The following is a 12,541-nucleotide window of genomic DNA, read 5'->3' on the forward strand; positions in this document are numbered from 1 at the left end:
TCTCCCAACGCATCCTGAGGCGCTCACATGCTTGAGACCCTGTTCAACATCTTTCCCGGTATCGGGACCCTCTTCATCCAGGAGCCGATGATCGCCATTGCCCGGCTGCTCTTCATCGGGCTGGGCTTCCTGCTCGCCTATCTGGGCTTCAAGCGCACGCTGGAACCGCTGATCATGGTCCCGATGGGCCTTGGCATGATGGCGGTCAACGCGGGCGTCATGATCCTGGAAGGCGGCCAGCTGGGCACGCTGATCATCTCGCCGCTGGTGTCCGACACCGACGCGCTGATGAACATCATGCAGATCGACTTCCTGCAGCCGATCTACAACTTCACCTTCGTCAACTCGCTGGTGGCCTGCATGCTCTTCATGGGCATCGGCACGATGGCGGACATCTCCTTCATCCTGGCCCGGCCCTGGGCCTCGATCACGGTGGCGGTCTGCGCGGAACTGGGCACCTTCGTGACGCTGGTCGTGGGCTATTACTTCGGCCTGACGCCCGGTCAGGCGGCGGCCGTGGGCACGATCGGCGGCGCCGATGGCCCGATGGTTCTCTTCGGCTCGCTGATGATGGCCAAGGATCTCTTCGTTCCGATCTCGATCATCGCCTATCTCTACCTGTCGCTGACCTATGCGGGCTACCCCTATCTGGTGCGCTGGCTGATCAAGGAAGAGCACCGCGCCATCGAAGTCGAGTATGACTTCCCCGATGTGACACCGCAGGCGAAATTCGTCTTCACCGTGGTTGCCGCCGGTCTGCTGTGCCTGCTCTTGCCGGTCGCCACGCCGCTGATCCTGTCCTTCTTCCTGGGCGTCGCGATCAAGGAAGCCGAAATCGAGCCCTATCAGAAACTGCTGGAAAACACCGTCACCTATGCCTCGACGCTGTTGCTTGGCCTGGTTCTGGGGGTGCTGTGCGAAGCCGGAACCCTGCTCAATCCGCAAGTCGCGATCCTCGTGGTACTGGGCATCTTCGCCCTCACGGTCTCGGCGCTGGGCGGCATCGGCGGCGGCTATCTGATCTGGAAGCTTTCGAACGGCAATTACAACCCGGTCATCGGCATCGCCGGCGTCTCCTGCATGCCCTCGACCGCGAAGATCGCCCAGAAGGAAGCCTTCAAGGCCAGCCCGCACGCCATGATCATGCCGCTCGCCATGGGCGCCTCGATCTGCGGGGTCATCGTCTCGGCCATCGCTGTCGGTGTCTTCGCCTCCACCATCGGTCTTGTTCACTGAGCCGCTGACCTTCTGAAAGGAGCCCTCCCATGACCGCGCAGCACTCCCTCCTCCTCTCTCAAGCCCCGACGCTTGCGCTTCCCTTCCGGCGTCGGGGCGGGATTGGCTGCGCGGTCCACCACCGGCCTTGTCTCGCCTCCACGAACAGCTTTCTGGCCGGTCTGGCGCAGAACGGCGCGCCCATCGGCACCGTCGTTCTCGCCGACCATCAAACCGCCGGGCGCGGCAAATACGATCGCCCCTGGCATGCCCGCCCCGGACAAAGCCTGCTGACCTCGGTTCTGCTGCGCCCCAACCGCCCGCTTGAAGACATGGGACAGGTGACGCTGGTCATCGCCGTCGCCGTGGCCGAGGCGGTGGCCCGCGCCTGCGGCCTTGCCGCCCGGATCAAATGGCCCAACGACCTGATGGTGCAGGGCCGCAAGCTGTCCGGCATCCTGTGCGAAATGGCGCTGACCCCCGCGGGCGATCTGGCCCATGTCATCGCCGGGATCGGCATCAACCTGACCCAGGCCCCCGCCGATTTCCCGCCCGAGTTGCAGGGCCTTGCCACCTCGATCAGCGCCGAGACCGGCCGTGTCCCCGACCGTTTCGCGCTCTTCTCCCATCTGGTCGATCGCCTCGATTACCGGCTTTCCGAATGGGAAAGCCTTGGTTTCGAGCCCGCCCGTCAGGCCTGGAGCGCGCGGTCCTGCACGCTTGGCCACAGTGTCACGCTCTCCACCCCGCAAGGCCGGCTCTGCGGCACCGCCGCCGGGCTTGATCCCGATGGCGCGCTGCGCCTGCGCGATGCGGGCGGCACCCTTCACAGCGTCATCTGCGGCGAGATCCCCCTGCCGCAGCCTGTCGCAACCCATTGAACCCCTTTGCAAACCCTCTGAAGGAGGAAGACGAAAGCAAATGACGCAGCAAGACAAGCGCAACAGCTGGCGCAAGCGGGCCGAGGATACCGCCGCCCGCAAGGAGGCGGCAGCCCCCCTCTTCGTCAAGGGCAAGGAAGTGCTCGCCAAGGATACGGTGGCGCTTCTGGAAGCGGTGATCCGCCCCTTCGACATCATCAACATCGAGGGCAACAACCAGAAACAGGCCGACTTTCTGGCCGACTGCCTGAACAAGGTTGACCGCGCGAAGATCCACGATCTGCACATGGTGCAATCGGCCGTGCCGCTGCCCGCGCATCTGGATCTGTTTGAAAACGGCATCGCGAAGAAACTCGACTTCGCCTTTGGCGGGCCGCAAGCCGGGCGGGTGGCGAAGTTCATCGCCAATGGCAAGATCGAGCTGGGCGCGATCCACACCTATCTGGAACTTTTCGGCCGCTACTTCCTCGACCTGACGCCGCGGGTCTCGCTCGTCTGCGCCTACAAGGCCGACCGCAAGGGCAACCTCTACACCGGCTTCAACACCGAAGACACCCCCGCCATCGTCGAGGCGACGAAGTTCCGCGAAGGCATCGTGATTGCGCAGGTCAATGAAATCGTTGACGAACTGCCGCGCGTCGACATTCCGGGCGACTGGGTGGATGCGGTGATCCAATCGCCGAAACCCTTTTTCATCGAGCCGCTCTTCACCCGCGATCCGGCGCTGGTGACCGACAGCCAGATCCTTTTGGCGATGATGTGCCTCAAGGGGATCTATGCCGAATATGGCGTGAGTTCGATGAACCACGGCATCGGCTTTTTGACCTCGGCGATCGAGCTGATCCTGCCGACCTACGGGCTGGAACTGGGGCTCAAGGGCAAATGCTGCACGCATATGATCCTGAACCCGCATCCCACCATGATCCCGGCGATCGAGGAAGGCTGGGTCGACACGATCCACTGCTTCGGTGGCGAATTGGGGATGGAAGATTACGTCGCCTCGCGGCCCGACGTGTTCTTCGTGGGCCCCGATGGCACTTTGCGCTCGAACCGGGCCTTTGCCCAGACGGCGGGGCATTACGCCATCGACATGTTCATCGGCGGCACGCTGCAGATCGACAAATACGGCAATTCCTCGACCGCGACGGCGGGCCGAGTCGCGGGCTTCGGCGGCGCGCCGAACATGGGCTGCGATGCCAAGGGGCGGCGCCACCCGACCGACGCCTGGCTCAAATGCGGGCAGGAACTGCCCAGCCTTGACCGTGACATCGGCAACCTGCCGCGCGGCAAACGCCTTGTGGTGCAAGGGGTCGAGACCTTCGGCGAGGGCCGTGCCCCGGTCTTTGTCGATGAACTCGACGCCTGGAAACTGGCGCGGGATGCCGATCTGCCGATCCCGCCGGTGATGATCTATGGCGACGACCTGACCCATATCGTGACCGAGGAAGGCATCGCCTACCTGAACCGCTGCAAGGACATGGAGGCCCGCATGGCCGCCATCCGCGCCGTCGCGGGCTTCACCGACATCGGCCTTGCCGCGAAACCCGAAGAAACCCGCGCCCTGCGCGAGGCGGGCATCGTCAAGACCGTCTCCGATCTGGGCATCAACCCCGCCCGCGCCAACCGCGACCTCTTGGCCGCGAAAAGCATGCGCGATCTCGTGACCTGGTCCGGCGGACTTTACAACCCGCCCGCCCGCTTCCGCAACTGGTAAAGACAGGCAAAATCATGGCCTTGCACACTCTCACCCTGGATCTGGCCCCCGCCGAGCCGAAGACCACGATCCAAGCCCGCCTGCATGTGGGCGTCACCGGATCCAGCGATCTGGAAATCATGATGCATCCCGAAGACCTTTCGGGACGCGTCGCGGTGACCGTGGTCACCCCCGTCACCGGCTTTGACGCGCTCTGGACCCGCGTCTTGCAGAAATTCCTTGATGAAACAGGGCTTTGCGACGCCCGCATCGAGATCAACGACAACAACGCCACCCCCGCCGTCGTGCTGTTGCGCCTGCAACAGGCGCTGGCCGCGGCCTGAGGCGGAGAGACGAGATGACCAACTGGACAGACCTGCAACCCCGCAGCTTCCTTGAAGCCTCGGCCCGCGAGCGTGCCATCGGACTGGTGGACGAGGGCAGCTTCACCGAACTCGCCGGCCCCTTCGACCGGGTGACGAGCCCCCACCTGGCCCTGCTTGGCGATGCCGTGGCCTTTGACGACGGCATCGTCACCGGCGTGGGCAAGATCGGCCGCACCCCCGTCTTCGTGATCTCGCAGGAAGGCCGCTTCATCGGCGGCTCGGTCGGTGAGATCGGTGGCGCGAAAATGGTGACCGCGATCAAGCTGGCGATCGACTTCCACGACGATCTTGTCGCGCAATTCGACGACCTTGACGAAGAAGAAAAGCCCCTCGTGGTGATTTCCTTCGAGACCGGCGGCGTGCGGCTGCATGAAGCCAACGCCGGGCTTCTGGCCCATGCCGAGGTGATGGACCAGCTGCAGAAAGCCCGCGGCAAGGTGCCGGTGATCGCGCTCATCGGCTCCAAGGTCGGCGCCTTTGGCGGCATGGGCTTTGTCGCCGCCGCCACCGACGTGATCATCATGTCGGAATTCGGCCGCCTTGGCCTCACTGGCCCCGAGGTGATCGAGCAGGAAATGGGCAAGGAGGAATTCGACGCCTCCGACCGCGCGCTTGTCTACCGCACCACCGGCGGGCGGCACAAATACATCATGGGCGATGCGAATTTCCTGGTCGAAAACACCGTCGCGGCGTTTCGCGATCAGGTCTCGGCGCTGGCCGGGCTGTCGATCGAGGCGTTTGAGGAAATGCGCCGCATCGGCTCGCCCGCCAAGGTCAAGGCGCAGCTGCGTGCCGTGGCGCTGGCGGCCGAGATGCAACCCGGGGATGCGACCGATGTCTGGACGCGGGCGGGCAACACTGACGCCCACGGGCTGATCGACCTGCCCCTGTCCGAGTTTCTGGCCACTGTGCGCCGTCTCGCCGTCTGACCCGAAAAGGAGTGAAATCATGGACATGCAGGAAAGCATGATGGGGCGGGGCCGCGACGCGATCGAGATGATCGTCGATGCGGGCAGCTTCGCCGAGGGCACCGTGGGGGCGAAAAGCTTCGACGATCCCGAATTCGGGCCGGGCGCGGTCGTCGGCACCGCGACGCTGCAAGGCACGGTCTGCACGATCATCGCCTCGGATGGCGGCGCGATGAACGAGAAATTCCCGGTGGTCTACGCCGGGATCATCGGGCTGGAGGAAGGCTACAAGATGGCCGAGGCGGTCTATGCCTCGATCATCGAGGATGCCGAAAAGCCGCTGGCGGAAAAACGGCCGCTGGTGCTGATCGTCGACACCCCCGGCAACGGCCCGGGCAAGGTCGAGGAAATCTTCGGCATGAACAAATCGACCGCCGCCTATCAGCTGGCGCTGGCCGAGGCGCGGCTGAAGGGCCATCCGATCATCGCCATGGTGATCGGCCGGGCGATCTCGGGGGCGTTCCTGTGCCACGGGCTGCAGGCCGATGCGATCCTGTCGCTCGATGCGCAATTCGGCACGATGATCCATGTGATGCCCTTGACCTCGGTCTCGCGGATCATCCGCAAGGATCTGGAAACGCTGGAAGTCCTGTCGAAGCAAAGCGCCGTCTTTGCCGCCGGTCCGCGCTTCTTCCACTCGCTCGGCGGCGTCGAGGCGCTGGTCGAGACGCTCGATGGCATGCGCCCCGCCATCGTCGCGCGGATCGCCGAGGTCCGGGCCGCGAAGCTGGAGGGACGGCAGGACGATCTTGGCCCCTGGGGTCGCGGCAAGCTGGGCGAAGCCCGCGGCGGCCGGATCGAGCGTCCCCGCGTCATCGAGATGATGACCCGCGATTTCGCCGCCGTGGCGGATCGCTACGCGCCCAGCCGCTGAGCCCCGAAAGACCGACGGCCAAAGGAAGACGAAGATGTCAGACGATCTCAAAGCCCTCGAAGACGCGCTGAGCCTGCAAGGCGCCGTGCCGACGCTGGCGGACATGCCGCGCCGCACGCTGGCGCAAAAGGGCATCGCGGGCCCCACCGCGGCGCATGTGATCGAGGAGGTCCACACCCCCTTCAATCTGGCCTATCTGACCTTCACCACTGGATCGTCGGCCTTTCAGACCATCGTCGGCGTGACCCATGCCGAGTTGGAAAATCGCAGCGCAGTCGCCCGGGAGATTTTCGGGCGACTGCAGATCCCGGCGGGCGAACGGATGCTTGTCACCTATCCGCCGCTGGTGAATGTGTTTTCGAAACAGGCGCTTGAGGGTTGCGGCCTGATCTGGTCGCATCTGGACCGTTCCAGCCGCGATGCGCTGTTGCTGGCCGCCTGTCGCGATCAGCCGCGGCTGATCCTGGGCGAATCCTCTTTCCTGCGCGCGACGCTGGAACAGGCCTTGCGGCTCAACTTGAAACCGCAAATGCCGAAGGGCTGCGTGCTTTTATGCGCCGGAACGCCGCTGGATGCCGAGCTTTTGCCGGTGGCCGAGGCCTTTGGCTATGCGGTGCACGATCTTTACGGCTGTCAGGAATTCGGCTGGCTGACGCTGGATGGCCGCCCGCTGCGCGCCGATATTTCGCTGGTGCCCTCGCCCTTGGGCGATCCGTGGCGGGAACTGGTCGTGGGCGGTCTGCCGATGGGCGACAGTTTCGTCGTTTCCGACGCCGGGCATGTCTGCGACCGCAAGGGGCGGATCATCACCTATCGCCGCGCCCGGACCTACCCGGAATACGAGGTGATCGTCACCCACACCCCCGCCACCTCGGCCGAGGTGATCGAAAAAACCGCCCGCACCATCCTGCGCATCAAGAGCCGGGTGGTGAAGGTGGCGCCGGATCTGACGGTGGGGGCCAAGGCAACGCGGCTGGAACTTCTGCCCGCGCTTGGCCGGGCCGAACCAATCGTGATCGAAGGCCCGGAGGCGACGGTGCTTTTCGACACGCTTGTGACCGCGCAGCGCGAGATGGCGCAAAGCGCCAAGACCGACCCCGCCTGGATCAAGAGGCGCTGAGATGTTCCGCATCCGTCACAGCCTTGCCCATGTCTCGCCCGCCTCGCGCCCGGGCATCCTTGCCGCCGTTCTTGATGCGCTGCCCGAGCAGATGCGCGACCCCGGCACCCGCAAGCTGGTGCGCGACGCGATGTCCAAGGCGCATATCCCCGGCATCGTCTGCCGCCCCACCGGCCCCTGCCCGGACGGCGGCGGCCAGCTTGGGGGTTCTCCTTCCCGTTCCGCCACGGCGCCGAACGGGTGCGGGCGGCGGTGCCGGTGCGGCGCGGCCAGGTCTCGGCCTTCTTCACCCCCTGGGAGGTGATGGACCGCGCCCTGATCCTCGGCCCGAACCTGCATCCGGCGCTGCCGGAAATCGCCCGCGCGGGCGCGCTCGCCGGGGTCGAGATCGGCCTGATCGGCTCGGCCGCGCTGCAGACGGTGACCGGCCTGCCCTATCTGCGCCCGGAGTCCGATCTTGATCTGGTGGTCCGCGCCGAGAGCTTGCGCGCGCTGGAACAGCTGGCCGCGATGCTGGCCAGGCTGGCGAAACGGCGCAGCCTTGCGATTGATGTTGAGATCGCCCTGCCCGGCGGCCTCGGCGTCAAGCTGACCGAGCTTCTGTCGGGCGCGCGCACGGTGCTGGGCAAGACCATCACCGGCGTCGAGCTGATCGAGCGCCCCCGCCTGATCTCCCTTTTCGAGGCCCCGCCCCCGGCGCGGCCCGACCCGCAACACCCAATCAAACAGCCCGAAAGGAAAAGGCAATGGATGTGAAAGTGAAGATGCCCTCGGTGATCGTCTCGATCGAGGTCGCGGTGGGCGCCACCGTCACCAAGGGGCAATGCGTCGCCGTCGTCGAAGCGATGAAGATGAAGAACGAGACCCCCGCGCCGATCGACGGCACGGTGACGTCGATCACCGTCAACCCGGGCGACCGTCTGAAACCCGGTGCGGTGATCATGAGCATCGAATAAGGACAGGCGGACGGGCGCCTGCACGGGGCAGGCACCCTTCTCCGCCGATCAAGGAGGACACAAGACATGTTGATTTACGGGGTCTCTCTGATGAGCGGCTGCCTGATCGTGGGGACGATCATCGGCAAGCTGATCGGGCACATGGTCGGGATCGACGCCGATGTCGGCGGCGTCGGCATCGCGATGCTGCTGCTTGTCATCATCTCGCGCTGGTTCATGGATCGCGACCAGCTTTCGGCGCTGGCGCAGGACGGCATCAAGTTCTGGTCGGCGATGTATATCCCGATCGTCGTGGCCATGGCGGCCAGCCAGAACGTGCTGGCGGCCTTCAACGCCGGCACGCTGGCCTTCATCGCCGGGTTCCTGCCCGTCGTCGCGGGCTTTTTGCTGATCCGTCCGCTGGCGGCGCTTGGTGGCACCGCCGAAACCGAAGACGCGGCCAAACGCGCTGCGCAAGGAGCAAAATGACATGCTCGACATCATCGTGGGAACGCTGGAAAAACTGCCGCTGATCACCGCCTTCGCCGTTGTCGGCGTGATCATGTGGATTTCCTATGCGATCGGCAAACTGGTCAACAACCGCATCCACGGCTCGGCCATCGCCATCGTCGCGGGGCTGGTGCTCGCCTATGTCGGCGGCAAGATCACCGGCGGCAACAAGGGCATTTCGGACATCTCGCTCTTTGCCGGTTTCGGGCTGATGGGCGGCGCGATGCTGCGCGATTTCGCCATCGTCTCGACCGCCTTCGGGGTGAAGCTGGAAGAGGTGAAGAAAGCCGGTCTGGCCGGTGTCGTCGCGCTGGTGGTCTCGGTCATCCTGTCGACCGCGATCGGCGCGGCGGTGGCCTATGCGTTTGGCTATACGAGCGTGACCGACATGGCGACGATCGGCGGCGGGGCGGTGACCTTCATCGTCGGTCCGGTGACCGGCGCGGCGCTGGGCGCTTCGTCGGAGGTGATCGCGCTTTCGGTGGCGGCCGGTGTGGTGAAATCCATCGCCGTGATGATCCTGACGCCGCTTCTGGCGAAACCCGCGGGGCTGACGACGCCGGCTGCGGCGGCGGTTTACGGCGGCCTGATGGGCACCACGAGCGGCGTCAGCGCGGGCCTTGCCGCGACCGATCCGAAACTGGTGCCTTATGGCGCGCTGACAGCGACCTTCTACACCGGCTTTGGCTGCCTGATGGTGCCTTCGGTCGGTTACATGACCCTCGCCGCTCTCTTCGGTTGATTTTCTTGGCGGAACGTCCAACCGAGTGACCAGAACCATGCAACCACAAGCGAAATGGGCCAATCCGATGACGTTTTCAAGGGTCATCCCCCGCCGCGCGCGGTTGCAAGGGGCCGCGGGCAGTGCCCTTCCTTCCCTGCCTGCGGCCGCCACCACCATCGAAATTTCCGATGTTTTCCAAAGTTTTGACGGGCGCGAAGTGCTTTGCGGCCTGACTTTGACCCTGACCGAGCGGCGCATCGGCATCGTCGGCGCGAATGGCTCGGGCAAAAGCACGTTTGCGCGATTGCTGAACGGGTTGATGCGGCCCGACCGCGGCACGGTGCGCATCGACGGGCTTGATACCGCCCGCGAGGCCAAGGCGGTGCGGCGCAAGGTCGGCTTCGTGTTTCAGAACCCCGATACCCAGATCGTCCTGCCCACGGTCGAGGAAGACATCGCCTTCGGCCTGAGGGGGCATACCTCCAGCGCGGCGGACCGCGCCGCGAACGTGACTGCGACGCTGGATCGCTTCGGCCTTGGCGCCCTGCGTCACGCCCCCGCGCATCGGCTTTCGGGCGGGCAGAAACAGCTTCTGGCGATTGCGGGCGTGCTGATCACCGGCCCCGACTGCATCGTCTTCGACGAGCCGACGACGCTTCTGGATCTGCGCAACGCCCGCCGGATCGGGCAGGTGATCGCGGACCTGGCGCAGACCGCCATCGTCGTCACCCATGACCTGCCGCTTCTGGCCGATTTCGACCGCGTTCTGGTCTTCGATCAGGGCCGGATCGTTGCCGATGATGAACCCGGCCCGGCGCTGCGGGCCTATGTGGAGCGGATGACATGAGCCCGCTGCACCGCTGCCCCGCGGGGCTGAAACTGGCCGTGCTGGCCAGTGCCGGAACCGGGCTGATGGCGGTGGCAAGCCCCGTCTTGATGCTGGGCTGTCTGGCGCTGACGCTGCTTGGCTTCCGGCTGGCAGGCTTCGGCCCGAGGCTGATCTGGCGGCAGATCCGCCCGATGCTCTGGATGCTGGCGGTGCTTTTGCTGGTTCAGGGCTGGCTGGCGGGCTGGACCCTGGCCGCGCTGATCGTCTTGCGCATCCTGACGCTGATGCTTCTGGCCGCGCTGGTCACCCTGACCACCCGCAGCGAGGTGCTGATCGCCACCTTCGAACATGTGCTGACCCCGCTGGCCCCTTTGGGCGTCAACCCGGCCAAGGTCGGGCTGGCGCTGGCGCTGGCGCTGCGCTTTCTGCCGGTGATCGCCGAGGAGGCCGCGCGCGTGCGCGAGGCGCAGGCAGCGCGCGGTCTGGGCAGCCATCCGCTGGCGCTGATCCTGCCCTTGATCGTGCGTGTCCTGAAAGCCGCCGAAGAGGTCGCCGAGGCGATCGAGGCGCGTTCGGGTCATGATGACGGCACCGCCCTTTCCCGATAACCCCTGCGAAGGACCCCCGACGATGACTGCCCTTTCCACCCGCGACATCGTTCTGATCGCGCTTTTCGCGGCGCTGACGGCCGCTTTGGCGGTGTTTCCGCCGATCACCCTGCCGCTGATCGGTGTGCCGATCACCGCGCAATCCATGGGGCCGATGCTGGCCGGGGCCGTTCTGGGCGCGCGGCGCGGCGCACTGGCCATGGGCCTTGTCGTCGTGCTGGTGGCGCTGGGCCTGCCGATCCTGTCGGGCGGGCGCGGCGGCCTTGGCGTCTTTGCCGGGCCGACGGCGGGCTTCCTGCTGGGCTGGATCCCGGCCGCCTATGTGACGGGGCTGCTGCACGAACTGGGCTGGCGGAAGCTGACCGCGATCCGCTCCTTCGTCTTTGCCGCGCTGGGCGGCATCGTCGTGCTTTACGGTCTTGGCATCCCGGTTCTGGCGGTTCAGGCGGGGCTCTCGCTCAAGGCGGCGGCGCTGGGCTCCGCGCCCTTCATCCCGGGCGATCTGGTCAAGGCCGGGATCACCGCCGCCATCGCCCTGTCGGTCAAGCGCGCCTGGCCGATCATCGGCGCCCGCGACAGCGCGACAGCCTGAGCCACCATCGCGGAAACCACCCGCCGGGCCCGCCGCAAGGAGGGGCCCGGCCCTTGCATTGAAAGGACGACAGATGAACCCGCTCAAACGGTTCGGCATCGACGGTTACATGGTTCTTCTGCTCGCCATGGTGCTGGCGGGCGTATTGCTGCCCGCACAGGGCGCGCTGGCGGCGGGGCTCAAGCAGGTCACCTGGGGGGCGGTGGCGCTGCTGTTCTTTCTTTACGGTGCGAAACTCGATCCCGGGGCCTTGCGGGCAGAGTTGCTGAACTGGCGGCTGCAAGGCCTGACCTTTGGCGCGACCTATCTGCTGTTTCCGCTGCTGGGCCTTGGTTTCGCCGCGGTTTTCGGGCCGCTTCTGGGCGGGACGGTGACGCTGGGGCTGCTGTTTCTGGCGGTGCTGCCCTCGACCGTGCAATCCTCGATCGCCTTCACCGCGCTTGCGGGCGGCAATGTTCCGGCGGCGATCTGCGCGGCCTCGTTGTCGAACCTGATCGGGGTGGTGCTGACGCCGCTGCTGGTCGCCCTGCTCTTGCACCGCGAGGGCGGCGGCGGCGGTCTTGGCGCGTTTATGGGCATCGCGACGCAGATCCTGCTGCCCTTCGCGCTGGGCCAGATCCTGCGGCCCCGCATCGGCGGTTTCGTCAGCCGTCACAAGCGCCTGACGCTGGCGGTGGACCGGGGCGCGATCCTGCTCATCGTCTATGCCGCCTTCAGCGCGGGCACGGTTTCGGGGCTGTGGCAGGCGATTCCCGCACCGCGGCTGATCCTGCTTGCGGCGGTCATTGCGCTGTTCCTGGCGTCCGGCATGCTGGCGATGAGCGCTGCGGGGCGGCTGTTCCGTCTGCCCCGCGCCGATCGGGCCGCGCTGTTCTATTGCGGCGCCACCAAGAGCATCGCCACCGGCCTGCCGATTGCGGCGGCGCTGTTTCCACCCGCGCAGGTGGGGGCCATCGTGCTGCCCGCGATGCTCTACCACATGAGCCAACTGCTGGTCTGCGCCTTTCTGGCGCAAAGACAACGCGGCGCGTGAGTCCCGCGCCTGCCGGTGCGGAAGCTGCGCATTGACAAATAAGAAACCCCGCAATCCATCGGGATTGCGGGGTTTCTTGCTGGAAGTGGTGCCGGTGAAGGGACTCGAACCCCCGACCCCATCATTACGAATGACGTGCTCTACCAGCTGAGCTACACCGGCACTGTGGCGCG

Annotated in this window: 15 protein-coding genes and 1 tRNA gene; 15 read left to right on the forward strand and 1 reads right to left on the reverse strand. The window is 65.8% G+C overall.

Annotated features, from left to right (window positions below; genetic code table 11):
• Window positions 1-27 precede the first annotated feature (27 nt).
• The 15 genes from madB (at window position 28) to ACTTAG_RS00575 (ending at window position 12,368) form a co-directional block, all read left to right on the forward strand.
• The gene (madB, locus tag ACTTAG_RS00505; protein ID WP_444463695.1) at window positions 28-1,236 is read left to right on the forward strand and encodes a Na+-transporting malonate decarboxylase, carboxybiotin decarboxylase subunit; all 1,209 of its coding nucleotides are present in this window, start codon (window positions 28-30) and stop codon (window positions 1,234-1,236) included.
• A 29-nt stretch (window positions 1,237-1,265) separates the two neighbouring features.
• Window positions 1,266-2,096 (forward strand): biotin--[acetyl-CoA-carboxylase] ligase, encoded by an 831-nt coding sequence (locus tag ACTTAG_RS00510; protein ID WP_444463696.1) that lies wholly within the window; start codon window positions 1,266-1,268, stop codon window positions 2,094-2,096.
• Between the two features lie 40 nt (window positions 2,097-2,136).
• Window positions 2,137-3,810: a malonate decarboxylase subunit alpha gene (mdcA, locus tag ACTTAG_RS00515; protein WP_444463697.1), complete on the forward strand. Its 1,674-nt coding sequence runs from the start codon at window positions 2,137-2,139 to the stop codon at window positions 3,808-3,810.
• A 14-nt stretch (window positions 3,811-3,824) separates the two neighbouring features.
• Window positions 3,825-4,133 carry a malonate decarboxylase acyl carrier protein gene (gene mdcC, locus ACTTAG_RS00520; protein ID WP_444463698.1) on the forward strand — a complete coding sequence of 103 codons (309 nt, stop codon included), beginning with the start codon at window positions 3,825-3,827 and terminating at the stop codon, window positions 4,131-4,133.
• A 14-nt stretch (window positions 4,134-4,147) separates the two neighbouring features.
• A complete protein-coding gene (locus ACTTAG_RS00525) occupies window positions 4,148-5,104 on the forward strand; it encodes a biotin-independent malonate decarboxylase subunit beta (protein WP_444463699.1) in 957 nt (318 codons plus the stop codon).
• 19 nt (window positions 5,105-5,123) lie between these two features.
• Window positions 5,124-6,017, forward strand: coding sequence for a biotin-independent malonate decarboxylase subunit gamma (mdcE, locus tag ACTTAG_RS00530; RefSeq protein ID WP_444463700.1), 894 nt, complete (start codon window positions 5,124-5,126; stop codon window positions 6,015-6,017).
• A 34-nt stretch (window positions 6,018-6,051) separates the two neighbouring features.
• The gene (locus ACTTAG_RS00535; protein ID WP_444463701.1) at window positions 6,052-7,137 is read left to right on the forward strand and encodes an acyl carrier protein; all 1,086 of its coding nucleotides are present in this window, start codon (window positions 6,052-6,054) and stop codon (window positions 7,135-7,137) included.
• A 258-nt stretch (window positions 7,138-7,395) separates the two neighbouring features.
• Window positions 7,396-7,893, forward strand: a complete 498-nt coding sequence (gene mdcG, locus ACTTAG_RS00540) for a malonate decarboxylase holo-[acyl-carrier-protein] synthase (RefSeq protein WP_444463702.1) — start codon at window positions 7,396-7,398, stop codon at window positions 7,891-7,893.
• Complete coding sequence (locus ACTTAG_RS00545) at window positions 7,884-8,093, forward strand: biotin/lipoyl-containing protein (protein ID WP_444463703.1); 210 nt, start codon at window positions 7,884-7,886, stop codon at window positions 8,091-8,093. The genes mdcG and ACTTAG_RS00545 overlap by 10 nt, the downstream gene beginning before the upstream one ends.
• A gap of 66 nt (window positions 8,094-8,159) precedes the next feature.
• Window positions 8,160-8,561, forward strand: coding sequence for a malonate transporter subunit MadL (gene madL / locus ACTTAG_RS00550; RefSeq protein ID WP_444463704.1), 402 nt, complete (start codon window positions 8,160-8,162; stop codon window positions 8,559-8,561).
• A 1-nt stretch (window position 8,562) separates the two neighbouring features.
• Window positions 8,563-9,324, forward strand: coding sequence for a malonate transporter subunit MadM (gene madM / locus ACTTAG_RS00555; protein ID WP_444463705.1), 762 nt, complete (start codon window positions 8,563-8,565; stop codon window positions 9,322-9,324).
• A 67-nt stretch (window positions 9,325-9,391) separates the two neighbouring features.
• Entirely contained in the window at window positions 9,392-10,153 is a 762-nt protein-coding gene (locus ACTTAG_RS00560) for an energy-coupling factor ABC transporter ATP-binding protein (protein ID WP_444463706.1), read from the forward strand.
• Complete coding sequence (locus tag ACTTAG_RS00565) at window positions 10,150-10,743, forward strand: energy-coupling factor transporter transmembrane component T family protein (protein WP_444463707.1); 594 nt, start codon at window positions 10,150-10,152, stop codon at window positions 10,741-10,743. Before ACTTAG_RS00560 ends, ACTTAG_RS00565 begins: the two co-directional genes overlap by 4 nt.
• 22 nt (window positions 10,744-10,765) lie before the next feature.
• Complete coding sequence (locus ACTTAG_RS00570) at window positions 10,766-11,335, forward strand: biotin transporter BioY (RefSeq protein ID WP_444463708.1); 570 nt, start codon at window positions 10,766-10,768, stop codon at window positions 11,333-11,335.
• Window positions 11,336-11,408: 73 nt separating this feature from the next.
• Window positions 11,409-12,368 carry a bile acid:sodium symporter family protein gene (locus ACTTAG_RS00575; protein WP_444463709.1) on the forward strand — a complete coding sequence of 320 codons (960 nt, stop codon included), beginning with the start codon at window positions 11,409-11,411 and terminating at the stop codon, window positions 12,366-12,368.
• Window positions 12,369-12,454: 86 nt separating this feature from the next.
• On the opposite strand, the gene ACTTAG_RS00580 is transcribed toward ACTTAG_RS00575, so the two are convergent.
• A tRNA-Thr gene (locus tag ACTTAG_RS00580) sits at window positions 12,455-12,530 on the reverse strand.
• Window positions 12,531-12,541 lie beyond the last annotated feature (11 nt).

It is taken from the genome of Rhodobacter capsulatus, from assembly GCF_052363185.1.
GTDB classification, from domain to species: Bacteria; Pseudomonadota; Alphaproteobacteria; order Rhodobacterales; family Rhodobacteraceae; genus Rhodobacter; species Rhodobacter capsulatus_E.

Excerpts from the sequence above, each read along its gene's own strand:
- ACTTAG_RS00535 (WP_444463701.1), top strand. The coding sequence starts at position 6,052 with ATGTCAGACGATCTCAAAGCCCTCGAAGACGCGCTGAGCCTGCAAGGC.
- ACTTAG_RS00575 (WP_444463709.1), top strand. The coding sequence starts at position 11,409 with ATGAACCCGCTCAAACGGTTCGGCATCGACGGTTACATGGTTCTTCTG.
- ACTTAG_RS00560 (WP_444463706.1), top strand. The coding sequence starts at position 9,392 with ATGACGTTTTCAAGGGTCATCCCCCGCCGCGCGCGGTTGCAAGGGGCC.
- mdcE (WP_444463700.1), top strand. The coding sequence starts at position 5,124 with ATGGACATGCAGGAAAGCATGATGGGGCGGGGCCGCGACGCGATCGAG.
- madL (WP_444463704.1), top strand. The coding sequence starts at position 8,160 with ATGTTGATTTACGGGGTCTCTCTGATGAGCGGCTGCCTGATCGTGGGG.
- mdcA (WP_444463697.1), top strand. The coding sequence starts at position 2,137 with ATGACGCAGCAAGACAAGCGCAACAGCTGGCGCAAGCGGGCCGAGGAT.
- madM (WP_444463705.1), top strand. The coding sequence starts at position 8,563 with ATGCTCGACATCATCGTGGGAACGCTGGAAAAACTGCCGCTGATCACC.
- ACTTAG_RS00525 (WP_444463699.1), top strand. The coding sequence starts at position 4,148 with ATGACCAACTGGACAGACCTGCAACCCCGCAGCTTCCTTGAAGCCTCG.
- mdcC (WP_444463698.1), top strand. The coding sequence starts at position 3,825 with ATGGCCTTGCACACTCTCACCCTGGATCTGGCCCCCGCCGAGCCGAAG.
- ACTTAG_RS00545 (WP_444463703.1), top strand. The coding sequence starts at position 7,884 with ATGGATGTGAAAGTGAAGATGCCCTCGGTGATCGTCTCGATCGAGGTC.
- ACTTAG_RS00510 (WP_444463696.1), top strand. The coding sequence starts at position 1,266 with ATGACCGCGCAGCACTCCCTCCTCCTCTCTCAAGCCCCGACGCTTGCG.
- ACTTAG_RS00565 (WP_444463707.1), top strand. The coding sequence starts at position 10,150 with ATGAGCCCGCTGCACCGCTGCCCCGCGGGGCTGAAACTGGCCGTGCTG.
- madB (WP_444463695.1), top strand. The coding sequence starts at position 28 with ATGCTTGAGACCCTGTTCAACATCTTTCCCGGTATCGGGACCCTCTTC.
- ACTTAG_RS00570 (WP_444463708.1), top strand. The coding sequence starts at position 10,766 with ATGACTGCCCTTTCCACCCGCGACATCGTTCTGATCGCGCTTTTCGCG.